This is a genomic window from Snodgrassella sp. W8158 (assembly GCF_016100435.1).
Classification (GTDB): domain Bacteria; phylum Pseudomonadota; class Gammaproteobacteria; order Burkholderiales; family Neisseriaceae; genus Snodgrassella; species Snodgrassella alvi.
The window spans coordinates 358929-384348 of sequence record NZ_JACFSM010000002.1 but is presented as its reverse complement, the minus strand read 5'-3'; the positions used below and the strand labels follow the sequence as shown (position 1 = coordinate 384348).

The following is a 25420-nucleotide window of genomic DNA, read 5'->3' as shown; positions in this document are numbered from 1 at the left end:
ACCCTACATTAGCTAAAAAAGACTAAGATACAGCTATTGCATCTTTACCTAAGCCAAGTATGATGGTTTATGTTATCAGAAGATTTATTCATAAATGCTTATAAGGAGTTGTCATGAAAAAAGTTCTTGTCCCGGCTGTATTGTTGATGCTGGCTGTTACCGGTTGTGCATCAAAACATCATCATAAAGCACCTTCTACACAGGTTGCCGTACCTGCAGCAACTACAGCGAATGTACAGATTGATGCGCGTAAAGAAGTAGCTTATTTGTGCGGTACTGGTGCAGCTAAAAACCGTTTGACTGTAATGTATGGATTGCAAGGTCAGAACGTCGTGGCAGCTCAGGTAAATTATCAGGGCAGACTTTCTCCTGTAATGATGCGTGATGCACGTGATGTTAACTACAACACTTTCGTTTCTCCCGAAGGCATTACCTGGAAAACCGCTATTGCCAACAGCGATACTGTAGATAAAGTTGGTGCTCTGGGTCTGTTACAGCCAAGCAAACAGGTGATTAACGGTCAGGAAAAAATTGTTCCGCAAATCGTTACCCAGAACTGCGTAATAGATAATGGTACAGTGGCAGTAGCTCCGGCTAAAACCAAAACAGTTAAAACCACCAAAACTGTTACTACCAAAAAAGTATACAAACGCAAAAAATAATTGATTGTGTTTTGAACAACGGCAACCTTTCAGGTTGCCGTTGTTATATATGAATAAAAAATTCTCCTACTTAGTATCTGCACTAACCAGCCAGAGTTACAGACAAATTCTAATAAATCAGAATAAATCATAGTTTAACTTGAAAGCGGTAATAACTGCCCTTATTTAAATGCAGTTATTTTCTCCGGCAGCTATCCGGCTGCTGGTCAGCAAAGGATCACGAGACATGCAACAATTCGACGGTACAACCATTATTTCCGTTCGCCGCGGTGAAAACGTCGCCATCGGTGGTGATGGTCAAGTGACACTGGGTAATACCATTATTAAAGGGACTGCACGCAAAGTGCGCAAACTGTATAACAATCAGGTGCTGGCCGGGTTTGCCGGTGGTACCGCCGATGCATTTACCCTGATAGAACTATTTGAAAGTAAATTGCAAAAACATCAGGGTAAACTGATGCTGGCTGCAATTGAGCTGGCTAAAGAATGGCGTACCGATCGCGCATTACGCCGTCTGGAAGCAATGTTAATTGTGGCAGATAAAAAAAACACACTGGTAATTACCGGAAATGGTGATGTGCTCGAACCGGAACAAAGCATTGCAGCTATTGGTTCCGGTGGTGCTTTTGCCCAGTCGGCAGCACGTGCATTAATGGAAAATACCGAGCTTGAACCGGCTGAGGTAGTTAAAAAGTCCCTCGAGATTGCCGGTGACATCTGCATTTACACAAATCAGAGCCACACTATTGAAACCTTGTAATTTTATTGGCCGTTTAATTTGTATTTTAAAACGGTCATATCTCAAGATTGGAACAAGATGAGTACATCTGTAATGACCCCGAGCGAAATCGTTCATGAATTAGATAATCATATTATCGGGCAAACCCAGGCTAAACGTGCAGTAGCAGTAGCGCTGAGAAACCGGTATCGCCGCAGTCGCGTTGCCGAACCCTTACAAAGCGAAATCGTTCCGAAAAATATTCTGATGATCGGGCCTACTGGTGTAGGTAAAACTGAAATAGCCCGCAGACTTGCCCGTCTGGCCAACGCACCTTTTATTAAGGTAGAAGCTACCAAATTTACTGAAGTAGGCTATGTAGGCCGTGATGTTGACAGTATTATTCGCGATTTGATTGAAATTGCCCTGAAAAACATTCGTAACCAGACAATCGCTAAAAACCGCGACCGTGCTCAGGATGCCGCAGAAAACCGTATTCTGGATGCTCTGCTGCCTCCGCCACGCAGTGTCGGTTTTGCTGGTGAGCCACAGGAAGCTCAACCGGAAAATCATACCCGGCAGAAATTCCGTCAGATGCTGCGTAAAGGCGAGCTTGACGATAAGGAAATCGAGATTGAGGTTGCCGCTAATCCTTCTCCGACCATGTCTGTTATGGGTCCTCCAGGAATGGAAGACTTCACGAATCAGTTGCAAGATATGTTCAGCAGCATGGGGCATGGTAAAACCAAAGCTCAGAAAATGAAAGTAAACGCTGCCATGAAATTACTGCTGGATGAAGAAGCAGCTAAACTGGTAAGCGAAGAAGAATTACGTGAACAGGCAATTAAGTCCGTTGAACAAAATGGCATCGTATTTTTGGATGAAATCGATAAAATTGCTACTGACAGCAGTCGCCATGGCGGAGATGTTTCACGTCAGGGTGTGCAGCGTGATTTACTGCCTCTGGTTGAAGGGACAACTGTACAAACTAAGTATGGCATGATTAAAACTGATCATGTTTTATTTATTGCATCTGGCGCATTTCATCTTAATCGACCCAGTGATCTAATCCCTGAATTACAGGGGCGCTTTCCGATTCGTGTTGAGCTGGATAATCTGAGTGTAGAAGACTTTAAAGCCATTCTGACAACGACCCACGCTAATTTGACTGAACAGTACTCTGCTTTACTGGCTACTGATGATGTCAATCTGCAATTTACTGATGACGGCATTGCCCGTATTGCTGAAATCGCTTTTCAGGTTAATGAAAAAACCGAAAATATTGGAGCACGCCGATTGCATACGGTTATGGAAAAATTACTTGAAGAAGTTTCCTTTGATGCGCCTGCCGGCGATATAACCATCGATGCAGCTTACGTTGATGCGCGTTTACAGGATATAGCTGAACGTGAGGATCTGGCTCGTTACGTATTGTAATTTTATATTCAAGCGGCTTCGGCCGCTTTTTTATTAATTGCGAACCTCTTTTTTTCTCCCTGATATTCAACTAAATATAACCAATCCATGACCTCAATTTTATCGCGTACCTATCAGCCTTATCTTTTACAGCACTATAGGTTAACCCAGTGGTCGCACCAATTACTTGCTACTACATTAGCAGCATTATTAATGGCTATATCAGCCAATATAAGCATTCCTCTGCACCCCGTCCCTTTATCGCTGCAATCGCTGGCAGTTTTACTGCTCGGTGCATTTTTAGGGCGGAAGCTTGCTGTATTAGCCATACTTGAATATTTGCTGCTCGGCGCCTGCGGTCTGCCCTTTTTTGCGGGTGGGCATGGCGGAATAAATGTATTGGTATCAGCCTCTGCCGGTTATCTGTACGGTTTCATATTCAGTGCGTATATCGCCGGCTGGGCTGCTGAAAGAGGCTATGACCGACATTTTTTCAGCGGATTATGCGCCTTTGCACTTGCTCATCAGATTATATTTGTCTTTGGTGTTTTTTATCTAGCTTTTTATTTGCATACCAGTATTTATCATGCATTGCAATTAGGCTATCTGCCATTTGCCGGTTTTGATTTACTAAAATTTTTTATTGCTGCGGCTATTATGTTCACTCTGTGGCAATTTGGTAAAAAGCCAAGTTAATATCTTAAAGATAAGAAAACCGTACTAAAATATTGTACTAACATACTTGAGTTATGTTATTACTGCTATTGTCAGACGGTTTTCTATTTATTCTGACTATTTTTTTTAAATTGCCGTATCGTCCCGCTCTCCAGTTCGAATACGAATAGCGCTTTCTACCGGCAATACAAAAATTTTACCATCTCCGATTTTGCCGGAATGAGCAGCGGCAATAATTACCTCAATCGCCTGTTCTACTCTGTCATCCGGTAATACCAGCTCAATTTTTACCTTGGGTAGAAAATCTACTGCATATTCAGCGCCGCGATAAATTTCTGTATGTCCTTTCTGCCGACCAAAACCTTTTACCTCAGACACAGTCATTCCGCTGAAACCTACATCAGACAAAGCTTCACGTACATCATCCAGCTTAAACGGTTTAACAATTGCTTCAATTTTTTTCATGCCGCCATGTTCCTTTTTACTGTATCTACAGTGCTAAAAACTACCATATCCTTATCTGAAACTCAAACCACCATGATTTAATAACATAAATTTAAGCAAAGCACTTATTTTTCGCGTAAAATTGCGTTTCAGCCAAAACCCACTACTAAAGTGAGCTACTCTCATCATGTCAGTTGTTCTGTCACTGTGCGGCGAGGCCGCACTATCCCCGTTTCGTATCGAAAAATTGTTACAGCAGGCAGCCAGATTACAACTGGATTGTAATATTCAGATCAACAGCGAATATCGCTATTTTGTGGCTTCAGCTACCGAACTTGATTCTGGTCAACAGCAAAAACTGCTTCAACTTTTACGTGCTACCCATCAGAACAGCAATACTCTGACAGGCACGCAATTATTGGTTACACCCCGTCTGGGCACTATTTCACCGTGGGCATCCAAAGCAACCGATATTGCACACAATTGCGGACTAAACGTAATTGAGCGCATTGAGCGCGGCATCCTGTATTCATTTTCGCGTGAGCTTAGTCAGCAGGAACAGGATAGCTGGCAAACCATACTACACGACCGCATGACAGAAAGTGTACTAACTGCTGTAGCGGACGCTACACAACTGTTTCACACAACTGCGGCAAAAAGTTTTACCAGTATTGACATACTGGCAAATGGCAAAACAGCTCTACAAGCAGCTAACCAGCAAATGGGGCTGGCATTATCTGCAGATGAAATAGATTATCTGGTTGAAAATTATCAGCAACTGCAACGTAATCCTACCGATGTAGAACTGATGATGTTTGCTCAGGCAAACTCAGAACATTGTCGACACAAAATATTTAATGCCAAATTTATTGTTGATGATGAAGCCAAACCTGAATCTCTGTTTGGCATGATTCGGGCTACGCATCAGGCGCACCCTGAAGGTACACTGGTCGCTTACAAAGACAATTCATCAATCATTGCCGGTGCCAGTATTGAACGCTTTTACCCACAGGCAGATCAACAGCAGAAATATCAGTTCAGCACTGAAGAAACACATATTCTGATGAAGGTGGAAACCCATAACCACCCTACCGCTATCGCACCATTTGCCGGTGCTGCAACCGGTTCCGGCGGGGAAATCCGTGATGAAGGTGCTACAGGAAAAGGCGCACGTCCTAAAGCAGGTTTAAGCGGTTTCAGTGTTTCTAATCTTTGTATTCCCGAATTTATCCAGCCATGGGAACAATATACAACTACACGTAATCAGTATGGTAAGCCAGCCCATATCAGCAGTGCGCTGGATATCATGCTGGATGGCCCGATCGGTAGCGCGGCCTTTAATAATGAATTTGGTCGTCCTAATTTGCTCGGCTATTTCCGTACATTTGAAGAATTATTCAGCGGTACTATGCGCGGCTTTCATAAACCTATTATGATTGCAGGCGGGCTGGGTAATATACAGGCACAGCAGGTTTTCAAAGACAATATTCCTGCGGGTGCATTACTTATTCAGCTGGGCGGACCGGGCTTACTGATCGGGCTGGGTGGCGGAGCAGCCTCCAGTATGAGTACCGGAGCAAATCATGCTGATCTGGATTTCGACTCAGTGCAGCGTGGTAATCCTGAAATTGAGCGGCGTGCACAGGAAGTTATTGACCGCTGCTGGCAACTTGGCTCAGAAAATCCGATTATATCCATTCATGATGTTGGTGCAGGTGGTTTATCTAACGCTTTTCCAGAGCTGGTCAACGATGCCGGCCGCGGGGCAATCTTTCAGTTACGCCGCATACCACTTGAAGAACATGGCCTTAATCCGTTGCAGATTTGGTGTAATGAAGCTCAGGAACGCTATGTTTTGGCAGTACAGCCTGAAAATCTGGAAATATTTCAGTCCATATGCCAGCGTGAACGTTGTCCGTTTGCTGTTGTCGGCACAGCTACTGATGATGGCCAGCTACAATTACGTGATGAATTATTCAATAACAACCCGGTAGATATTCCTCTGGACGTGTTACTGGGCAAACCACCTAAAGTGACTCGCTCTGATTCTACTGTTATTGAAGAGATTCCTCCTTTTGACGGAAGTAAACTGGATATTCGTGAAAGTCTGTACAGAGTATTAGGTCTGCCTGCTGTAGCCAGCAAACAATTTCTGATTACTATTGGCGACCGCAGTGTTGGCGGCCTCACGCATCGCGATCAGATGATTGGAAGATATCAGACACCGGTTGCAGACGTTGCCGTAACCAAAATGGGCTTTAATACCTTACGTGGCGAAGCCATGAGTATGGGTGAAAAATCACCTGTAGCCTTATTTTCCGGTGCAGCCTCAGGGCGTATGGCAGTTGGTGAAGCATTAACCAATATTGCTGCCACAGACATCGGAGAAATGGGCAAAATTAAACTTTCTGCCAACTGGATGGCTGCCTGTGGTTTTGCCGGAGAAGATGCCCGTCTGTATGAGACTGTCAAAGCCGTATCCGAACTGTGCCAGAAACTGCAAATCAGTATACCTGTAGGCAAAGATTCATTATCAATGCAAACACGCTGGCATGATGCCGGTGAAGAAAAAAGGGTAGTTTCGCCTTTATCTGCTGTCATCACAGCCTTTGCACCGGTTCAAAATGTGCTCAACACAGTGACACCAGAGTTACAGAATATTGCAGATACTACCCTGCTGGCCATTGACCTCGGTCAGGGATACAGCCGAATGGGTGGCAGTGCCTTGCAGCAGGTATGGAAAAATCTCTGCGGTTCAGCTCCGGATATCGGCAATCCCGAAATCATTTCTAAATTTTTCACACTTATTCAGTCATTGATTCAGGAACATAAAATTCTGGCCTATCATGACCGCAGTGATGGCGGATTGGTAGTAACACTGGCTGAAATGATGTTTGCTGCCCATATCGGGGTGACTATTGATATTGCATCTCTCATCCGGCAAACCAATAAGCACAGCCAGAATCAGAAGCTGCAAGATGCCGCTGTACGCAGTCTGTTTACAGAAGAGCTTGGTGCGGTTATTCAGATACACAATGATGACCTTGCCAGCATTCAGAATGCTTTTGCCTCTGCCGGCATAGCTGAAACTTTACATGTGCTTGGTCACATCAATACAACTGACCGGTTAATGGTTCAGCATGGTAATACTGTTTTACTCAATGAAAATCGGGTTGAATTGCAAAAGAGCTGGAGTGAAACCAGCTATCAAATGCAACGCTTACGCGATAATCCTTGCTGTGCAGACAGTGAATTTGCCTTACTGGAGCAGGAACAGCTGTCAGAATTATTTGTCAGCCTGAGCTTTAGCCCAGCAGAAGATATTGCTTTACCTTATATTCATCGACATCAACAGCCTAAAGTTGCCATCCTTCGTGAACAGGGCGTTAACGGACAATTAGAAATGGCGGCTGCATTTACCCGCGCTAGTTTCGAAACTTACGATGTTCACATGAGTGATTTACTAAGCGGACGGGTTAAATTAAGTGATTTTCAACTGCTGGCTGCCTGTGGCGGATTCAGCTATGGTGATGTACTAGGCGCCGGAGAAGGATGGGCAAAAAGTATCCTATTTAATGAACAACTGCGACAACAGTTTGCAGAATTCTTTGACAGACAGGATACACTGACACTAGGCGTGTGTAACGGCTGTCAGATGCTCAGCAATCTGGCTGAAATCATCCCAGGTGCAGATCACTGGCCACGCTTTCGGCGCAATATTTCCGAACAGTTTGAAGCTCGCCTGAGTATGGTCACTATTCCGGCTTCCTCATCATTAATTCTGGCTGATATGGTCGGAAGTAGTTTACCGGTAGTAGTGAGTCATGGTGAAGGACGAGCAGATTTTGCTCATCTGACCAATGACGCCATACCGGCAGATCTTTCTGTTGCACTCCAGTATATTGATGGTCAGAATCAGGTAACGGATATATATCCGCTCAATCCGAATGGCTCTCCGGCCGGTATTGCCGGTGTCAGCAGTACGGACGGCCGCGTCACCATTATGATGCCGCATCCTGAACGGGTATTCCAGACAGCGCAAATGAGCTGGGCTCCGCGTGACTGGCCGGAAATGTCCGGCTGGTACCGTCTGTTTGCCAATGCACGAAAAATTTTAAACTGATAATTGCGAGGGAATCATCATGCCATTACTCGACAGTTTTACTGTAGACCATACCCGTATGCATGCTCCGGCGGTACGTGTGGCTAAGAATATGACCACACCCAAAGGAGATGACATTACTGTATTTGATTTACGCTTCTGCAAACCGAATCAGACTATACTGCCTGAAAAAGGCATGCATACTCTTGAGCATTTGTTTGCCGGATTCATGCGCGACCATCTTAACAGTGATCAAGTAGAAATTATTGATATCTCACCAATGGGCTGCCGCACCGGTTTTTATATGAGTCTGATCGGAACACCTGATGAAGCAACTGTGGCCAAAGCCTGGGCGGAATCTATGCAGGATGTGCTTGCGGTAACTGATCAGAGCCGCATACCTGAACTTAACCGCTATCAGTGTGGCAGCTATACCATGCATTCACTCGAAGAAGCCAAGTCCATTGCCCGAACAGTTCTTGAAAGTCAGATTAGTATCAATTACAACAATGACTTAAAACTAGATGAGTCACTATTGCAACACTAGATATTAATCGTTGTCATTGCTGCCTGAAATTAAACGAAGCTGTGCTGAGCTTATATTTTAGGCAGTTTTTCTTTTTTCCTGTAAATGTAGATATATACAGCATAAACTTATCCCCTGATATAAAAAAACTAATAAAACAAAAAAATTAATAATTTTTTTTACAATTTTATTCAAATTGAGACAAATCAAAGCAAACTACTTGTCAATCAACAAAAATCATTACTTCACTTAACCCAACCATTATCAAGAAGCGGATATAGTCAGTTTTGACAAGTCTTTTTTTTAAAGCAAAAAACCAGTATATTGTGTCTGGAATAACAGTTGACCACTACATTTTGTGTTGGCACTGTTTTTTTCTGCGTTAATTATGCTAGAAAGAATAACTCATGAATGCGGTTGCCAACCTTAAAGTAACCAAACGTAATGGTAGTTTGGAAGACATCAATCTGGATAAAATTCATCAGGTCGTTACCTGGGCTGCAGAAGGCCTGGATAATGTATCCGTATCTCAGGTCGAAATGCGCTCACACATTCAATTTTATAATGGTATTCGTACTGACGATATTCACGAAACCATTATTAAAGCAGCAGCCGACCTGATTTCCACAGAAACACCGGATTATCAGTATCTGGCAGCCCGCTTAGCTATCTTTCATCTGCGTAAAATTGCTTTCGGCCAGTTTGAGCCGCCTCACCTATATGATCATGTGAGTAAACTGACAGAATCTGGTAAGTACGATAAACATATTTTAGAAGATTATTCTCGTGCAGAATTTGATGAACTGAATGACTGCATCGAACATAACCGTGATTTAACTTTCTCATATGCTGCTGTTAAACAGCTGGAAGGCAAATATCTGGTTCAGAATCGTGTTACCAAACAAATTTTTGAAAGTCCGCAGTTTTTATACATGCTGGTAGCAATGTGCCTGTTCGCCCGTTACCCCCAGGCTACAAGACTGACTTATGTAAAAAAATTCTATCATGCCATCAGTACTTTTAAAATTTCCCTGCCAACACCAATTATGTCAGGTGTTCGCACCCCGACCCGTCAGTTTTCTTCATGCGTACTGATTGAATGTGATGATAGTCTTGATAGCATCAATGCAACTACCAGTGCAATTGTGAAGTATGTATCTCAGCGCGCAGGCATTGGCATTAATGCTGGCCGGATCCGTGCACTGGGCAGCGAAATCCGTGGCGGAGAGGCACAGCATACAGGCTGTATTCCCTTTTATAAGATGTTTCAGGCAGCTGTAAAATCCTGCTCACAAGGCGGTGTCCGCGGTGGTGCTGCTACCCTGTTCTATCCTTTGTGGCATCTGGAAGTAGAAAATCTGCTGGTACTGAAAAACAACCGCGGAGTTGAAGAAAACCGCGTACGACATCTTGACTACGGTGTACAAATTAATCGCCTGCTGTATACCCGCCTAATTAAAGGTGAAAATATCAGTCTGTTTTCGCCTTCAGATGTCCCAGGATTATATGATGCATTTTTTGCAGATCAGGACGAATTCGAACGTCTTTATGTTTTATACGAAAAAGACAACAGCATCAACCGCCGCAGTATTCCGGCCGTGGATTTATTTTCATTATTAATGCAGGAACGTGCCGGTACTGGACGCATTTACATTCAGAATGTCGACCATTGTAATACCCACAGCCCGTTTGACCCGAAATTGGCTCCGGTTCGTCAGTCAAATCTGTGTCTGGAAATTGCTTTACCTACCCGTCCATTAAATGACATTAAAGACCCTGAGGGAGAAATAGCTCTCTGTACCCTTTCAGCATTTAATCTGGGTGCACTGGAAAGTCTGGAAGAACTCGAAGAACTGGCCGAGCTGGCTACCCGTGCTCTGGACGCTTTACTGGATTATCAGAACTACCCTATCAAAGCAGCTGAACTGGCTACCATGAACCGACGGACATTAGGTATCGGTGTCATTAACTTTGCATACTATCTGGCTAAAAATGGCGTTAAATACAGTGATGGTTCTGCCATAAACCTTACCCACCGGACTTTTGAAGCCATTCAGTATTATCTGCTGAAAGCTTCTGTCAAACTGGCACAGGAACTGGGAGCATGCCCTAAATTCAGCGATACTACTTATGCTCAGGGTTTATTACCGATTGATACATACAAAAAAGATCTGGATAAAATCTGTCAGGAACCTCTGCATCTGGACTGGGAATCATTGCGTGCCGATATAGTTAAACACGGTCTGCGCAATTCCACTCTGACGGCACTTATGCCATCAGAAACATCCAGCCAGATTGCCAATGCTACAAACGGTATTGAACCACCGCGCGGGCTGGTATCGGTGAAGGCGTCCAAAGATGGTATTCTTAAACAGGTAGTACCGGAATTCGAACGTCTGCACAACCAGTATGAATTGCTCTGGGATATGCCAAATAATGAAGGTTATCTGCATTTAGTCGGTATTATGCAGAAATTTATCGACCAGTCGATATCTGCCAATACCAATTACGATCCGCAGCGTTTTGAAGGACAAAAAGTCCCGATGAAGCAATTAATCAAAGATTTGCTGACAGCCTATAAATTTGGTCTGAAAACTTTGTATTACCAGAATACCCGTGATGGTGCCGATGATATGCAAACCAGTATTCAGGATGACGGCTGCGCCAGCGGTGCTTGCAAAATCTGATTAAACAAGGGTGCATCAGCACCCTTATCTCCTTTTTCTACATTAATTAAATAAAGAGTATCGCCATGGCCTGTGAACATCTGTCTATGAATTACAGTACATTCTGTCAAAAACCGAATAATGCCCTGACAGAACCGATGTTCTTCGGACAGCCGGTTAATGTAGCCCGTTATGACCAGCAGAAATTTGATATATTCGAAAAACTGATTGAAAAACAGCTTTCATTCTTCTGGCGCCCTGAAGAAGTAGATGTATCGCGTGATCGCATCGATTATGCCAATTTACCAGAGCATGAAAAGCATATTTTTATCAGTAATCTGAAATATCAGACCCTGCTTGATTCCATTCAGGGGCGCAGTCCTAATGTTGCCTTACTGCCTCTGGTATCTATTCCTGAGCTGGAAACATGGATTGAAACATGGTCTTTTTCTGAAACCATTCATTCACGCAGTTACACTCACATTATCCGCAATATCGTGAATGATCCTTCGGTTGTGTTTGATGATATTGTACAAAACAAACACATTATTGCCCGTGCTGAAGAAATTGCCTGTTACTACGATGATTTAATCGAATATACCCAGTACTACAACTTACTGGGCGTAGGTGAACATGAGATTAACGGTAAAACCGTTGTAATCAATTTACATGAGCTGAAGAAAAAGCTGTATCTGTGCCTGATGTGTGTAAATGTACTGGAAGCAATCCGCTTTTATGTTTCATTTGCATGCTCCTTTGCTTTTGCTGAGCGCGAACTGATGGAAGGCAATGCCAAAATCATCAAACTGATTGCCCGTGATGAAGCTTTACACCTCACTGGCACCCAGCAAATGCTTAACCTGATGCGTACCGGTGCAGATGATCCGGAAATGGCGGTGATAGCGGCTGAAACGGAAGAAGAATGTTTCCGGCTTTTCCGTCGTGCTGCCATACAGGAAAAAGACTGGGCAGAATATTTATTTAAAGACGGATCCATGATTGGTCTGAACAAAGATATTCTTGGTCAGTATGTCGAATATATCACCAACCTGCGTATGCAGGCTGTAGGCTTACCGCCGGCTTTTGAACATGCCAAACAAAATCCCATTCCGTGGATTAATGCATGGTTGTCTTCCGACAATGTTCAGGTAGCACCACAGGAAGTAGAAGTCAGCTCATATCTGGTTGGTCAGATTGATGCCGAACTTAATGAAGACGACTTAAGCGATTTTGAACTTTAAAATTTCTGTCTGAATCCAGTTTTCAACAAAACCTACCGGAGCAGCTTCAGCTAAAATGAGCTTAATCACCACCTGCGACAAAACATTCACTCTTCAGCAGGATGAAACCCTGCTGGAAGGTCTGGAACGTACCGGACATGAAGTTGAATATCAGTGTCGCAGCGGTTACTGTGGTTCATGCCGGCTCAAACTGCTATCCGGGCAGGTCAGTTATGCAGAACAGCCGCTGGCCTTTATCGCCCCGGGAGAGATACTTCCCTGCTGCTGTCAGGTAAAAACCGATTTGCATCTGGTCTGCCATCTTCGAACCGATACACCGGAACACAATCCAGACCTTTTTGACAACGATTTATTTGCAGATAAATAAAGTTAAACCGGTTATCTTTACCGCCGGAAAAAGGTAAAGTATCGTGACATCCATTTAACTCAGCATTAGGTAAAAACTTATGTTACTTGGCGTAAACATAGATCATGTGGCAACAGTACGTAACGCTCGCGGCAGTATCTATCCCAGCCCGCTGGAAGCAGCACTGCTTGCCGAAACACATGGTGCCGATCTGATTACCATGCATTTACGTGAAGATCGCCGCCATATTCATGATGCTGATGTACTTGCCGTAAAAAATGCCATCAGCACCCGTCTTAATCTGGAAATGGCACTTACCCCGGAAATGCTTGACAACGCTCTGGCTGTTCAGCCTGCCGACGTATGTATCGTACCGGAAAAAAGACAGGAAATTACCACAGAAGGCGGACTGGATGTTCTGTCACAACAGGATAAAGTAGCTGAATATGTCCAGAAACTGACAGCTGCGGGGATACGCGTATCACTGTTTATTGATGCTGATAGCCGGCAGATACAGGCCTGTCAGGAGGTCGGTGCACCAGTTATTGAGCTGCATACCGGTGCTTATGCTGATGCACCTGAAATGCATCAGCGCCGGCAGCAGCTGGCACGAATCGAAGAAGCAGCTCATCAGGCCAGTGAAATGGGCATAATTGTTAATGCCGGCCATGGTCTGAATATTCACAATGTCACCCCTATTGCTAAAATTCTGGCTATAAACGAACTGAATATTGGTCATGCCCTGATTGCTCAGGCTATTTTCATCGGCTTACCACAAGCCATTGAACAAATGAAAACCACTATTTTCCGTGCACGCAGCCTTCCTTATTAACCTAACCTTTTACCAGCAAAAGGAACAACATGATTTACGGCATAGGTACAGATTTAGTTAAAATTGAACGTATTGCCAAAATGTGTAAAACCTATGGTGCTAATGCCGTAGCAGCAAAAATGCTGTCACGGATTGAAGCACTAGAGTGGCCTTCAGCCAATCATCCTGTACAGTTTCTGGCCAAACGCTTTGCCGCTAAAGAAGCTTTTGCCAAAGCCGTCCATACCGGTCTGCGCAGTCCGGTGACCCTGCGCAATATCGGAATCGGTCATAATGAACTCGGCCGGCCTGAATTTATTGTTGAAAAACCATTAGCACAATGGCTCAGACAAAAAAACATTGGCCGTATCCATCTGAGTCTCACAGATGAAGACGACTACATAGTGGCTTTTGCTGTAGCAGAGTATGCTAAATGACGCAGGATAATCTCATCGAAGTAGTTGCCGGTATCCTTTATAACCAGCGCGGTGAATTTCTGCTTAGTTCACGACCGGCAGGTAAAGCATATGCCGGGTACTGGGAATTTGCCGGCGGTAAAGTAGAATCAGGGGAAAGTCCGCTGGCGGCATTGCAGCGGGAATTTGCCGAAGAACTAGGCATAACCGTTAATTCAGCTACACCATGGATAAGCAAAACTCATCGTTATGAACATGCCCACGTACATTTGCAATTTTATCGTATTGCTGCCGATCAGTGGCAGGGACAACTAACTGCACGAGAAAAGCAAAGCTGGAGCTGGCAGCAGCCCGGTTGTCTTACTGTTACCCCCATATTACCTGCTAATGCACCTATTCTGGCCGCATTAGCCATCCCTGCTCATATGAGCGGAAATTTAAATACAGGTTTTCATACCGCGGCAAAGCAGGAACCTGCCTTAAAAATATACCCTTACCACTCAGAAATAGCAGCAAAATCAATTATTTACACACCAGCAGATCAGCTACAGCAACTGGCGAATCTGCATCCTGTCAGCGCCATCTGGGCTATATGTCATAACAGTGAAGAGTGGCTACAGACACAAGCAGCTGCGGCGATAATCTGGCCGGTTGGCCAACATGAAGATATTCAGCTGCTGCTTCATCTGCTGCATAATCAGCCTTCCTCTGTACCCGTTATGGTTTTACAGCAAATAAACGCTCAGCTCATTGCACAACCAGACTGGATGACACTGGGTGTTCATGGCATCATACTGGAACAACAATAATAAGTATTACAGCCTCTGTGTATTCACGACCACCTGTACTGCAATTACCGGATAATTTTTCTTAATTTATATTGGTCTGCCAATCTCATGAATCAGCCCGCAAAAAAATCAACTGCTGTTATCATCGGACTACTTATTTTTATCATAGCTGTTCCGCTTATTATTGGCATAGTTTTCTGGCATAACACCCGTACCGATGCTTTGAGCACACTCAGTAACTGTAATGTCCGTACCGGCTGCATATTACCCGGAGGAGCTGTCATTCAGTTTACGCCTCCGGCAGATATCACTAAACCTTTTGATATCAGCATGCGTAAAGTACCCGCTTCTGTAAAACGAATCAGCATACATTTCACCATGCGTAATATGAGTCTGGGTTTTAATCGTACCGACTTCAAACCGCAGGGACAGGGGGTATGGACAGCTTACCGTGCCGTATTGCCCGTATGTGTTGACGAACGTAATGACTTTCTTGGTGATTTAACTGTTGACGGCAAGCATTACAATATTGTGTTCACTGCACCGTAAACAGCACAGCATATAAGCATTGCATCTCAGACGGTTTCACCCGTACAATCACAGACATTGATTACCTTGCCATTAAAAGGATTCAGGTCATGATCAGCAAAAAAATTTTTGAAGACATCAGCGATAAACTCGGCGATACCATCAGTAACAGTCCCATCAAAGATATGGAAAAAAATGTTAAATCCATGCTTGGCAGTGCTTTTAACCGGATGGATTTGATTACACGTGAAGAATTCGATATTCAGCAACAGGTCTTACTAAAAACCCGGGAAAAACTGGCTGAGCTAGAAAGCAGAGTGATCGCGCTGGAAGCGTTGTTAGCACAAAATAATAACAACCATGAAACCACCGATCCGGTTGCTCCGACAGATAATCATACTGATTTGTCTGACTAAGGAATTACGCCATGTCATGGGCAGTTGTTTATAGTCGTGCTCTGGCTGGCATGGCAGCACCACTCGTAGAGGTAGAAGCTCATCTGGCCAACGGCTTACCTGCATTCAGCATTGTTGGTCTGCCGGATACAGAAGTTAAAGAAAGCAGAGATCGGGTAAGAGCGGCTATTATTCAGTCCGGTTTTGACTTTCCGGCTAAAAAAATTACCGTTAATCTGGCACCTGCTGATTTACCCAAAGAATCAGGCCGGTTTGATTTACCGATAGCTATCGGCATACTGGCAGCATCCGGTCAGATTGATGGTACCAATCTGCATCAGTATGAACTGGCCGGAGAACTTGGCTTGTCCGGTCAGATCAGGCCTATCCGCGGAGCTATCGCCATGGCAGAAGCAGCCAGACAGCAACAGCGTTCATTTATTCTGCCCTCAGATAACGCTTTTCAAACTGCCCTGTTACCCGATGCGCATGTTTATGGCGCCGATACATTATTGGCTGTAGCAGCTCATCTTAATCAGGACCAACCACTTTCCCCTGTTGATGTACAATCTATACAACAACAGCCTGATGAAACAAACTATCCTGATATGGCCGATGTACGCGGGCAGCAAACAGCCAGACTGGCACTGGAGATCGCCGCAGCCGGCGGTCACAGTATCCTCATGTCCGGACCGCCTGGAACCGGTAAATCTATGCTGGCACAGCGTCTACCCGGTATCTTACCGCCACTTACAGCCAAAGAACTCGTCAGTGTCTGGTCATTACAGTCATTGTTGCCTCACGAACAGCAAAAATACCGCCAGAACCGGCCATTTCGCTCACCCCATCATAGTACTTCGGCTGTTGCACTGGTAGGTGGTGGCTCCGATCCCCGACCTGGTGAAATTTCACTGGCACATCATGGTATTTTATTTTTGGACGAACTACCGGAATTCGACCGGAAAGTTCTTGAAGTTCTGCGAGAACCACTGGAAAGCGGAGAAATTCATATATCACGCGCAGCACGTCAGGCTACTTATCCGGCTGAATTCCAGCTGATAGCAGCAATGAATCCCTGCCCTTGTGGTTATCTCGGACATCCAGTTAAACCATGTCGCTGTACGCCCGAAGCCATAACCCGTTACCGTGATAAAATTTCCGGTCCGCTGCTTGACCGTATAGATTTGATAATTGAAGTGCCCAGTTTACCAGCCAGTGATCTGTTACAGCAGGCAAACGGCGAAAACAGCAGCAGTATTCGTGAGCGTGTCAGAACAGCACGCTCGCGCCAGTATCAGCGTCAGGGTAAAATCAATGCTCAACTGAGCAACCGTGAACTGGATGATATAGCCCGAATCACCCCTGAAGCCAAACAAACCCTGGCCAGTGTGATGGAAAAATTGTCGCTGTCAGCACGCAGTTTTCATCGTATTTTACGTATTGCACGTACATTAGCAGATATGAATGATATACATGATGTTGAAACCAGTCACATTTTACGCGCCATAAGCTTCCGCCGTGCTTTATAATATCAGCAGAACTGAAATTGATAATGTTATCTATACAGATAGCTTCCGGTTCTGAACAGAATTTGCCGTATATAATGCCAAACATAAAGGCTTTTAACATGCATATGTACACACCACTTCGTCAGGCAGGTAAGGGGCTTGTCAGCTTTATAATAGGTTTGCTTCTTGCAACCTTAATCATTGCCTGCATCCTGTTCTTCCTGAATAAAAGCAAATCAGATTTTAAAAATCCTGATAATCCCGCTGCTTCTGTTCCGCCACAACCCGAAATACTTACTCCGGCCAATAGTACAACAGCATCTTCTCAAATCTTTACTCCTGATACTCCTGCGTCTTCAGGAACCACCGTTGAAACCCCGGAGACTATACCGGCTTCACAACCGGTCAATATGGGAGGGATTGAAAATGACATTACTATTGAACACACACCGACAACACAACCACCCATACCACATAAAACACCAGAAAAAACACCCAGAAAAGCACCCCCAGTCAGTCATACACATATAACTCCGGAACAAATTCTGAATAACGGCAGTCTTGAAAAAGCTCAGCGTGCTGCAGCAAAGCAGCATAGTGAAGACAAAGTTTTTTTACAAATCGGTTCATATAACAACCGTACTGATGCTGATGCCCAGCGTGCCAAACTAGTGATGCTGGGAATTAACAGCAGCGTGCATAGTGCTAAAGTGAACGGTACAATCAAATATCGTGTTCAGACTGATAATCTGAGTCAGAATCAGGTAAAACAGATTAAACAAACTTTACAGCAGCACAATATCGACAGCCTGACCAGAACAGCATCCTGAGTCAGCCAGTTTCATAACAGGAAATTAACATGCTAAAAAAAATCATTACTACCATGGTGACAGCAATGGCTTTTGTCACTGGTATAGCACAGGCAGCAATAGTAAAAATAGATTATGATGTACTGGATAAACCCATTCCGCAACTGCATAAAGACAAAGTAGAAGTTCTGGAATTTTTTTCCTACAGCTGTGTCCACTGCTCACATCTTGAGCCATTTATGCTTAAAGAAATGCAGTCTTTTGCGCCTGATACCTATCTGCGTCCCGTTCATGTTGTCTGGGATGATGACGTTTATTTCAATCTTGCCCGTGTTGCTGCAGCAGTAAACAGTACCGGCATGAAATTACAGGCAGACCCATTAATCTTTGATGCTATTTTTAATAAACACATCGAATTATGGCAACCTAACGTATTCAATAAATGGGCAGTAGAACAGACTGCTTTTGACGGGCAAAAACTGGTAAAAGCCTATAACAGTCTGGAAAATTCAGCTACGGCCACCAGCATGCGTAAAATGGGCGAAAAATACAATATTACGTCAACACCCACTGTTATTGTAGGCGGCAAATACGTACTTAAATTTCCGAAAGGATTTGCAGCAGGAATGAAAACAATGAATGAACTAATTGAAAAAGTACGCAATGAAAATAGCGCACATGCTGCAAGCACACGTAAACTACCCAAAAGCATAGGTGCCTCACTAGCAGCCTCTGCCAATCGATAGACTCTGGTCTTCGATCAAAACAATAGTGTGTTTAACCTTAAACACACTATTGTTTTGTATAAATTTCATGGCTTAAATACACAAATACAGTAAATAAAATGGATATTGTCTTGTTTTTAAAAGCCCTGATTCTGGGCATTGTAGAAGGTTTGACCGAATTTCTGCCTGTTTCCAGTACCGGACATCTGATAGTAGTCGGTAATCTGCTGAAATTTGAGACTACAGGTGAAGTATTCGACATTACGATACAGCTTGGTGCAATTCTTGCCATTGTTTTTGAATATAAACACCGATTTGCTCATATCATTACCCATATTGGTAAAGAACCGGCTACCAACCGCTTTGTTCTTAATCTGGCTATAGCCTTTATTCCCGCAGCCATCATGGGCTTACTGTTCAGTGAACAAATCAAGCATTATCTGTTTAATCCGATCACTGTTGCTACAGCACTTGTAATAGGCGGTTTACTGATTCTCTGGATTGAAAAACGTCAGAGCCGTACCGAACCGAAAGTTAAAACTGTTGAGGACATGCGGCCTCGCGATGCACTTATTGTCGGACTGGCGCAAATTCTGGCATTAATTCCCGGTACATCTCGTTCTGGAAGTACGATTATGGGCGGCATGCTTTGGGGGATTGAGCGCAAAGCAGCAACAGAGTTTTCTTTTTTTCTGGCCGTACCAGTAATGATTGCTGCCACCGGTTACGACATGCTTAAACATCTACATGAATTTACCCGGGATGATCTATTGCTGATTGCAATTGGTTTTGTTGCCGCATTTCTTTCTGCTCTGGTTGCAGTGAAAGCTTTATTGCGTTTTGTTGCCCATAAAAATTATATTCCTTTCGCGTGGTACCGAATTGTATTTGGCGGTATCATTTTAGTTACCTGGGCTACAGGCTGGGTAAAATGGTAATCAGAATCTAATTGTCTCTGGTATAAAAACGTTAAATTGTGATAAAGTGATATTTTAAAAGACCTCAGGCACAGCATTCAGCTGCCTTTCCACGTCCACGTCACACTGTTCCGTCAGGGTCAGTGTGGCTTGTATTTTGTGAGGAATCCCAATGCAGTCTTGGCAATTGCCCGAATATATTGCCGACATTCTACCTTCAGCGGCGCGCCAGCTTGAAAGCGCCAAAGAACAGCTGTTAGCACTTTATCGCGTCCATGGCTACGAACTTGTCAGCCCCCCTTTACTTGAATACAGCCAGTCCTTACTTACCCGTATTGATGAAGGACTGTCACTAAAAACCATTCGTGTTGTCGATCAGCTTAGTGGCCGGCAGCTTGGTCTGCGCGCAGATATCACACCCCAGGTTGCCCGTATAGATGCTCATCTGCTGTCAGCCAATAGCGGGGTTAACCGACTGTGTTATGCCGGTCCGGTTTTACATGCACGGCCTGACGGCTTTTTAAGCACCCGGGAGCCTTTACAGATCGGCGCCGAATTATATGGATATGCGGGTATCGAAGCCGACATCGAACTTATTGATTTAATGCTAAAAAGCCTGGCTATCGTCAATGTACCCAAACCAACACTGTCACTTGGGCATATCGGTATTTTTCATACACTAGCTAATGCTGCCAGCCTGACTACACAACAAGCGGCAACTTTATTACAGTTGATGCAGGCTAAAGATGCTGCCGCAGTTCAGCAGTGTGTACAACAATGGCAGCTTTCTGAGCAGTGGATTAAAGCTTTCGTCGCTTTACCTGCATTATATGGAACCCAGACAGTATTGCAGACTGCCGCAGACTGTCTGCCAGACCTGCCGGAAATAAGTGAAGCATTACAGCAGCTCCGGCAAATCTGCACAGCATTTGCAAACCATAATATATTTATTGATTTAAGTGAATTGCGAGTAGACAACTACCATACTGGGTTGCTGTTTGCTGCCTATAGCGAAGACTGGCCGGACGCACTGGCACGAGGCGGACGTTATAATGGTCTGGGTAAATATTTTGGCCGTAACCGCCCTGCTTCCGGTTTTAGTTTTGATTTACGTGATTTAATCGGGCATCTGCCTCCGGTAGAAAAACTGCGCGGCATAAAAGTCAGCGTACAAGATGCCTCTGCTGCAAAAACCGAAATAGAGCAACTGCGTTCAGCCGGTGAGTGTGTCATTATTGATTACACTCCCGAATGTAACGATATCAGAGGATGCGACCGCCAGCTGGTATGGCAAAACCAGCAATGGCAGCTGATTCCTTTGTAGCAATAATTAACCCTTAGTATGAGCAGGTAAAACCATATGGCAAAAAACGTCGTTGTTGTCGGCACCCAGTGGGGTGATGAAGGCAAAGGTAAAATTGTAGACTGGCTGACTGAACGTGCCTCCGGCGTGGTACGTTATCAGGGCGGACATAATGCAGGGCATACTCTGGTGGTCAATGGCAAAAAAACTGTTTTGCGCCTGATTCCCAGTGGTATTTTACATACAGGTAAACGTTGTTTTATCGGTTCTGGTGTTGTCGTATCACCAGAAGCCCTGCTTAGCGAAATGGCTGAATTACAGCAGGCGGGTATTGATGTAACCAAACAATTAACCATTGCACCGACCTGTCCCTTAATTCTTCCCTATCATATCGCTCTTGATCATGCTCGTGAAGCAGCCAAGGGGGATAAGAAAATCGGCACGACCGGTCGCGGTATTGGACCTGCATATGAAGACAAGATTGCCCGGCGTGCAGTTCGTATTATGGATTTATTCCATCCTGATGTTTTACAGCAGAAAATTAAAGATGCAGTAGCCATTTATAACTGCCAGCTTACCGGCCTGTATGGTCAGGAAGCACTTGATGCTGAAAAAATTTACCAGCAGACTCTGGAACTGGCCGATCAGATAAAACCAATGGTCGGAGATGTTTCCCGTGAACTGAACGACATGAATGCCCGTGGTGAATCCTTGCTGTTCGAAGGTGCTCAGGGTACTTTCCTTGATATTGATTACGGTACCTATCCTTTCGTTACCTCCTCTAACTGTATTGCCGGAGCGGCAGCTGTCGGTTCTGGTGTAGGACCGACTAAACTTGATTACGTACTAGGTATTGTCAAAGCTTACACAACACGAGTTGGTTCCGGACCATTCCCGACCGAACTTTTTGATAGCGTGGGTCAAGGTCTGGCAGAACGCGGCAATGAATTTGGTGCAGTAACCGGACGTCCGCGCCGCTGCGGCTGGTTTGATGCTGCTCTGATGAAACGGTCTATCCAGGTAAATGGTATTTCCGGCTTATGTTTAACTAAACTGGATGTTATGGATGGCATGGATAGCATTAATATTTGTGTCGGTTATGATTATAACGGGCAAAAAATAGATATTTTGCCTTGTGGTTCCGACGCCGTTTCTGCCTGTACGCCTATTTATGAAACAATGCCGGGCTGGCAGGAAAGCACTTTTGGTCTGAAATCATACGACGCACTACCAGACAATGCTAAAGCCTATCTGAAACGTATTGAAGAAATTTGCGGTGCTCCGATTGCCATGATTTCTACCGGTCCTGATCGAGAAGAAACCATTCTGCTCCGTCATCCTTATGAATAACTGAAATTAAAAATAAACCCATCAGCTGATGGGTTTATTTTTAAAACAAATCAATCAATTCAGCACATATTACCTTTAAACTGATTAATTAGTCGTTTAGATAAATGCTTATCTCTCAAAAAGCAGCCGGCTTTATCAGTTAAAAAGGTTATGCCACCACATGGCGATACCATCCAGCCAACGACCAAACCCGCTTGCTTCACCCACATTTTCCAGTGCCACAACATTCTGTCGGGCAATTTCCTGTTTACCTGACAGCAATTTTAAAGTTCCGATATTCTGGCCTTTGTACACCGGTGCTACCACTGGTTGAACAGCCTCCAGCTCTACAGACAATTGTTTAGCACTACCAGACGGCAAAGTGACATAAGCGTCACCTAAAAAACCTGCTGCTACTTTCCTGTGTGCACCTTTATAAACAGTAATATCACTTATTTTATGTCCGGCCGGATATAATCTGACCGTATTAAAATTAGTCAGAGCCCAGCTTAATAATTTACTTCCCTCTGCTGCTCTGGCCTCACTACTGTCAGCTCCTACCAGTACAGCTACAATTTTGCGTTCATTGCGTTTACTGCTTACAACCAGATTGTAACCACCATGTATAGTATAGCCGACTGCCAGACCATCTACCTGATCATCTCTGAATAGGAGCAAATTACGGTTTAACTGAGTAACACCATTATAAGCAAAAGATTTTTTAGCAAACCAGCTCTGATATTGCGGAAAATCGCGCACCAAAGCCTGAGCCAGCAGCAGCAGATCCCCCACACTGCTATATTGTCCCTCTGCCGGTAATCCGGTGCAATTGACAAAATTGGTATTTGTCAGTCCCATTTTTTGCGCCTCAGCATTCATCTTGCGCACAAATGCTTTTTCGTTTCCGCTCACAGCCTCAGCCAGCGTAATTGCTGCATCGTTAGCTGAGATAACCAGCATACCCTGCACAACGGTTTCCGCATTTACCGGAACACCCTGCTGTAAAAACATCCGGCTACCATCTGCCTGCCAGCCGGTAGCGGAAACTTTTAGCGGTTGCTGCGCTTTCAGTTTACCCGTATGCAAAGCATCTAATACCAGATAAGCTGTCATTAGCTTTGTCAGTGCTGCCGGTTCAATCCGGGCATCTTTATCACGGCTGGCCAGAACTGTACCACTTTGCTGATCTGCCACTGCATATGCAGCAGCATTAATTTCAGGCATAGTTACTGCATGTGCCGGTAGCAAAACACTCATCAGCACAGCTGTAATAAACCAGTGAAAAAAATTTCTCATCATTTCTATTATCAAATTTAAATCTGAATTAACCGCGATTAACTACTTCCATAACCACTTATTATAAACATTAGTCTGCACAAGAGAAGCAATATTGGCAAATTTACTTGCATAAAAAAAACAGCCGCGTTATCGTTAATTTTTGATTAATTCAGTTAATCAGATAATCTGCAAAATAAAATCAGTTTTTTCATTCTACATTATGAACAATCACACAAACTACCTTACCCGCATTCTTACTGCCGCAGTATATGATGTGGCCATTGAAACACCCTTGGATTATGCTGCTAATCTGTCAGATCGACTCAACAATCACATCTGGCTGAAACGGGAAGATTTACAACCAGTATTCTCTTTCAAAATCCGCGGGGCCTATAACAAAATGGCCAAACTGGATAAAAATGCCCTGGAAAAAGGTGTCATCACGGCCTCGGCCGGCAATCATGCTCAGGGCGTAGCACTTTCAGCACAAAAACTGGGTTGTGAGGCAACTATCGTTATGCCACAGACCACACCACAAATTAAAATCGATGCTGTAAAAAAACGCGGTGGTAAAGTAGTACTGGCCGGTGAGTCCTATAATGATGCCTATAACCATGCCATGCAACTGGTTGCCCAAAGTGGCCTCACATATATTCCACCGTTTGATGATCCGGATGTCATTGCCGGACAGGGTACCATCGGTATGGAAATATTACGCCAGCACCCGAAACCTATTGATGCTGTATTTGTTGCTATTGGCGGCGGCGGGCTGGCGGCGGGAGTGGCGGCATACATTAAAAATGTACGTCCGGAGGTCAAAGTAATCGGCGTAGAAACTGAAGATGCCTGTGCTATGAAGCAATCTATTGCTGCCGGCAAACGCATTGAACTTAAAGAAGTAGGTTTGTTTGCGGATGGTACCGCAGTTAAACTGGTAGGTGAAGAAACATTCACACTATGCAAAGACTTACTGGATGATATTATTGTTGTAGATACCGATAGTATTTGTGCTGCAATTAAAGACATTTTCGATGATACCCGCAGTATTACTGAAACCTCCGGTGCACTGGCTCTTGCCGGATTAAAAGCCTATATCGCCCGGAATCAATGTCAGCATCAAAATCTAATCGCAGTAACCAGCGGTGCAAATATGAATTTCCATCAACTGCGCCACGTCTCTGAACGCTGTGAACTGACAGAGGGACATGAAGGAATTTTTGCGGTAACCATCCCGGAAAAACCCGGTAGCTTTCGTTTTTTCATTGATCTAATCGGTAACAGAAATATTACCGAATTCAATTATCGTTATGGTGATGACCAGAAGGCCCATATATTTGTTGGTATTCAAAGCAATGATACTGCTGATTTACAGACTATCGTACAGGAACTGAACAACAATGGTTTGCCGGCTCTGGATCTCACTCATAACGAAATGGCCAAACTGCATATCCGGTATATGGTAGGTGGTCGTACCAGCAAAGTGGCTAATGAACGTCTGATTAGCTTCGAATTTCCTGAGCGACCGGGTGCCCTGAGACGTTTTCTGATACATATGCAATCCGACTGGAACATTACTTTGTTTCATTATCGCAATCATGGAGCCGATTTCGGCCGCGTACTGGTTGGTTTGAATATTCCCCCGGCTGATGCAGAAAAATTTTATGCATTTCTGGATAATGTGGGTTATATCTATCAGGAACAAACTCACAATGCCGCTTATCAGCTATTTCTGAGCGAATCCGCTACCTCCTGATAATTAAATCAGAAATACAACCACAAAACAACAGACAGAGTAATTGCTAAAATTACTCTGTCTG

The 25420-nt window shown here is 44.2% G+C and carries 23 protein-coding genes; 21 read left to right on the top strand and 2 right to left on the bottom strand.

Features of this window, described 5'->3' with window-relative positions; all coding sequences use genetic code 11:
• The first annotated feature begins 113 nt into the window (after positions 1-113).
• From H3V11_RS06275 to H3V11_RS06260, 4 genes are all read left to right on the top strand, one after another.
• The gene (locus H3V11_RS06275; RefSeq protein ID WP_084587259.1) at positions 114-662 is read left to right on the top strand and encodes a hypothetical protein; all 549 of its coding nucleotides are present in this window, start codon (positions 114-116) and stop codon (positions 660-662) included.
• Between the two features lie 226 nt (positions 663-888).
• Positions 889-1422 carry an ATP-dependent protease subunit HslV gene (gene hslV / locus H3V11_RS06270; protein ID WP_025330443.1) on the top strand — a complete coding sequence of 178 codons (534 nt, stop codon included), beginning with the start codon at positions 889-891 and terminating at the stop codon, positions 1420-1422.
• Positions 1423-1479: 57 nt separating this feature from the next.
• Entirely contained in the window at positions 1480-2817 is a 1338-nt protein-coding gene (hslU, locus tag H3V11_RS06265) for an ATP-dependent protease ATPase subunit HslU (RefSeq protein WP_198223888.1), read from the top strand.
• Between the two features lie 87 nt (positions 2818-2904).
• The gene (locus H3V11_RS06260; RefSeq protein WP_084552943.1) at positions 2905-3492 is read left to right on the top strand and encodes a biotin transporter BioY; all 588 of its coding nucleotides are present in this window, start codon (positions 2905-2907) and stop codon (positions 3490-3492) included.
• A gap of 105 nt (positions 3493-3597) precedes the next feature.
• On the opposite strand, the gene H3V11_RS06255 is transcribed toward H3V11_RS06260, so the two are convergent.
• Positions 3598-3936, bottom strand: a complete 339-nt coding sequence (locus H3V11_RS06255; protein ID WP_078475291.1) for a P-II family nitrogen regulator — start codon at positions 3934-3936, stop codon at positions 3598-3600.
• 166 nt (positions 3937-4102) lie between these two features.
• Between H3V11_RS06255 and purL the strand changes: the two genes are divergently transcribed.
• From purL to H3V11_RS06175, 16 genes are all read left to right on the top strand, one after another.
• Positions 4103-8038, top strand: a complete 3936-nt coding sequence (gene purL, locus H3V11_RS06250) for a phosphoribosylformylglycinamidine synthase (RefSeq protein ID WP_198223886.1) — start codon at positions 4103-4105, stop codon at positions 8036-8038.
• 19 nt (positions 8039-8057) lie between these two features.
• Positions 8058-8564, top strand: coding sequence for an S-ribosylhomocysteine lyase (gene luxS / locus H3V11_RS06245; RefSeq protein WP_174833152.1), 507 nt, complete (start codon positions 8058-8060; stop codon positions 8562-8564).
• A gap of 386 nt (positions 8565-8950) precedes the next feature.
• Positions 8951-11230: a class 1a ribonucleoside-diphosphate reductase subunit alpha gene (nrdA, locus tag H3V11_RS06240; protein WP_084551630.1), complete on the top strand. Its 2280-nt coding sequence runs from the start codon at positions 8951-8953 to the stop codon at positions 11228-11230.
• An 86-nt stretch (positions 11231-11316) separates the two neighbouring features.
• On the top strand, positions 11317-12450 hold the full coding sequence (gene nrdB / locus H3V11_RS06235; protein ID WP_096765293.1) for a class Ia ribonucleoside-diphosphate reductase subunit beta: 1134 nt from the start codon (positions 11317-11319) through the stop codon (positions 12448-12450).
• Positions 12451-12505: 55 nt separating this feature from the next.
• Positions 12506-12817 (top strand): class I ribonucleotide reductase maintenance protein YfaE, encoded by a 312-nt coding sequence (yfaE, locus tag H3V11_RS06230; protein ID WP_025330435.1) that lies wholly within the window; start codon positions 12506-12508, stop codon positions 12815-12817.
• 79 nt (positions 12818-12896) lie between these two features.
• Positions 12897-13628, top strand: coding sequence for a pyridoxine 5'-phosphate synthase (gene pdxJ, locus H3V11_RS06225; protein ID WP_198223884.1), 732 nt, complete (start codon positions 12897-12899; stop codon positions 13626-13628).
• Between the two features lie 29 nt (positions 13629-13657).
• Positions 13658-14044 (top strand): holo-ACP synthase, encoded by a 387-nt coding sequence (gene acpS / locus H3V11_RS06220; protein WP_084564923.1) that lies wholly within the window; start codon positions 13658-13660, stop codon positions 14042-14044.
• Positions 14041-14832, top strand: a complete 792-nt coding sequence (locus H3V11_RS06215; RefSeq protein ID WP_198223882.1) for an NUDIX domain-containing protein — start codon at positions 14041-14043, stop codon at positions 14830-14832. Before acpS ends, H3V11_RS06215 begins: the two co-directional genes overlap by 4 nt.
• A gap of 87 nt (positions 14833-14919) precedes the next feature.
• The gene (locus tag H3V11_RS06210; RefSeq protein WP_078475298.1) at positions 14920-15360 is read left to right on the top strand and encodes a hypothetical protein; all 441 of its coding nucleotides are present in this window, start codon (positions 14920-14922) and stop codon (positions 15358-15360) included.
• A gap of 89 nt (positions 15361-15449) precedes the next feature.
• Positions 15450-15755, top strand: a complete 306-nt coding sequence (locus H3V11_RS06205; protein ID WP_198211237.1) for an accessory factor UbiK family protein — start codon at positions 15450-15452, stop codon at positions 15753-15755.
• Positions 15756-15766: 11 nt separating this feature from the next.
• A complete protein-coding gene (locus H3V11_RS06200) occupies positions 15767-17263 on the top strand; it encodes a YifB family Mg chelatase-like AAA ATPase (RefSeq protein WP_198211238.1) in 1497 nt (498 codons plus the stop codon).
• 98 nt (positions 17264-17361) lie between these two features.
• Positions 17362-18072 carry an SPOR domain-containing protein gene (locus H3V11_RS06195; RefSeq protein ID WP_198223880.1) on the top strand — a complete coding sequence of 237 codons (711 nt, stop codon included), beginning with the start codon at positions 17362-17364 and terminating at the stop codon, positions 18070-18072.
• Positions 18073-18101: 29 nt separating this feature from the next.
• Positions 18102-18797, top strand: a complete 696-nt coding sequence (locus H3V11_RS06190) for a thiol:disulfide interchange protein DsbA/DsbL (RefSeq protein WP_078475302.1) — start codon at positions 18102-18104, stop codon at positions 18795-18797.
• 98 nt (positions 18798-18895) lie between these two features.
• Entirely contained in the window at positions 18896-19714 is an 819-nt protein-coding gene (locus tag H3V11_RS06185) for an undecaprenyl-diphosphate phosphatase (RefSeq protein ID WP_037394066.1), read from the top strand.
• A gap of 151 nt (positions 19715-19865) precedes the next feature.
• A complete protein-coding gene (locus H3V11_RS06180; RefSeq protein WP_084552958.1) occupies positions 19866-21017 on the top strand; it encodes an ATP phosphoribosyltransferase regulatory subunit in 1152 nt (383 codons plus the stop codon).
• Between the two features lie 36 nt (positions 21018-21053).
• Positions 21054-22346 carry an adenylosuccinate synthase gene (locus H3V11_RS06175; protein ID WP_198211240.1) on the top strand — a complete coding sequence of 431 codons (1293 nt, stop codon included), beginning with the start codon at positions 21054-21056 and terminating at the stop codon, positions 22344-22346.
• A gap of 135 nt (positions 22347-22481) precedes the next feature.
• Here H3V11_RS06175 and H3V11_RS06170 read toward each other — a convergent pair whose 3' ends face one another.
• Positions 22482-23582, bottom strand: coding sequence for a D-alanyl-D-alanine carboxypeptidase family protein (locus H3V11_RS06170; RefSeq protein WP_232335778.1), 1101 nt, complete (start codon positions 23580-23582; stop codon positions 22482-22484).
• Between the two features lie 241 nt (positions 23583-23823).
• Here H3V11_RS06170 and ilvA point away from each other — a divergent pair, with 241 nt between their 5' ends.
• Positions 23824-25356 carry a threonine ammonia-lyase, biosynthetic gene (gene ilvA, locus H3V11_RS06165; RefSeq protein WP_084585824.1) on the top strand — a complete coding sequence of 511 codons (1533 nt, stop codon included), beginning with the start codon at positions 23824-23826 and terminating at the stop codon, positions 25354-25356.
• Positions 25357-25420: the final 64 nt, after the last annotated feature.

Bases quoted from the DNA above. Each gene is read 5' to 3' on its own strand.
- acpS (WP_084564923.1), top strand. From the start codon at position 13,658: ATGATTTACGGCATAGGTACAGATTTAGTTAAAATTGAACGTATTGCC.
- H3V11_RS06185 (WP_037394066.1), top strand. From the start codon at position 18,896: ATGGATATTGTCTTGTTTTTAAAAGCCCTGATTCTGGGCATTGTAGAA.
- H3V11_RS06195 (WP_198223880.1), top strand. From the start codon at position 17,362: ATGCATATGTACACACCACTTCGTCAGGCAGGTAAGGGGCTTGTCAGC.
- H3V11_RS06210 (WP_078475298.1), top strand. From the start codon at position 14,920: ATGAATCAGCCCGCAAAAAAATCAACTGCTGTTATCATCGGACTACTT.
- H3V11_RS06275 (WP_084587259.1), top strand. From the start codon at position 114: ATGAAAAAAGTTCTTGTCCCGGCTGTATTGTTGATGCTGGCTGTTACC.
- H3V11_RS06175 (WP_198211240.1), top strand. From the start codon at position 21,054: ATGGCAAAAAACGTCGTTGTTGTCGGCACCCAGTGGGGTGATGAAGGC.
- hslV (WP_025330443.1), top strand. From the start codon at position 889: ATGCAACAATTCGACGGTACAACCATTATTTCCGTTCGCCGCGGTGAA.
- H3V11_RS06260 (WP_084552943.1), top strand. From the start codon at position 2,905: ATGACCTCAATTTTATCGCGTACCTATCAGCCTTATCTTTTACAGCAC.
- yfaE (WP_025330435.1), top strand. From the start codon at position 12,506: ATGAGCTTAATCACCACCTGCGACAAAACATTCACTCTTCAGCAGGAT.
- H3V11_RS06205 (WP_198211237.1), top strand. From the start codon at position 15,450: ATGATCAGCAAAAAAATTTTTGAAGACATCAGCGATAAACTCGGCGAT.
- hslU (WP_198223888.1), top strand. From the start codon at position 1,480: ATGAGTACATCTGTAATGACCCCGAGCGAAATCGTTCATGAATTAGAT.
- nrdA (WP_084551630.1), top strand. From the start codon at position 8,951: ATGAATGCGGTTGCCAACCTTAAAGTAACCAAACGTAATGGTAGTTTG.
- H3V11_RS06215 (WP_198223882.1), top strand. From the start codon at position 14,041: ATGACGCAGGATAATCTCATCGAAGTAGTTGCCGGTATCCTTTATAAC.
- H3V11_RS06200 (WP_198211238.1), top strand. From the start codon at position 15,767: ATGTCATGGGCAGTTGTTTATAGTCGTGCTCTGGCTGGCATGGCAGCA.
- purL (WP_198223886.1), top strand. From the start codon at position 4,103: ATGTCAGTTGTTCTGTCACTGTGCGGCGAGGCCGCACTATCCCCGTTT.
- ilvA (WP_084585824.1), top strand. From the start codon at position 23,824: ATGAACAATCACACAAACTACCTTACCCGCATTCTTACTGCCGCAGTA.
- H3V11_RS06170 (WP_232335778.1), bottom strand. From the start codon at position 23,582: ATGAGTGTTTTGCTACCGGCACATGCAGTAACTATGCCTGAAATTAAT.
- pdxJ (WP_198223884.1), top strand. From the start codon at position 12,897: ATGTTACTTGGCGTAAACATAGATCATGTGGCAACAGTACGTAACGCT.
- luxS (WP_174833152.1), top strand. From the start codon at position 8,058: ATGCCATTACTCGACAGTTTTACTGTAGACCATACCCGTATGCATGCT.
- H3V11_RS06180 (WP_084552958.1), top strand. From the start codon at position 19,866: ATGCAGTCTTGGCAATTGCCCGAATATATTGCCGACATTCTACCTTCA.
- H3V11_RS06190 (WP_078475302.1), top strand. From the start codon at position 18,102: ATGCTAAAAAAAATCATTACTACCATGGTGACAGCAATGGCTTTTGTC.
- H3V11_RS06255 (WP_078475291.1), bottom strand. From the start codon at position 3,936: ATGAAAAAAATTGAAGCAATTGTTAAACCGTTTAAGCTGGATGATGTA.
- nrdB (WP_096765293.1), top strand. From the start codon at position 11,317: ATGAATTACAGTACATTCTGTCAAAAACCGAATAATGCCCTGACAGAA.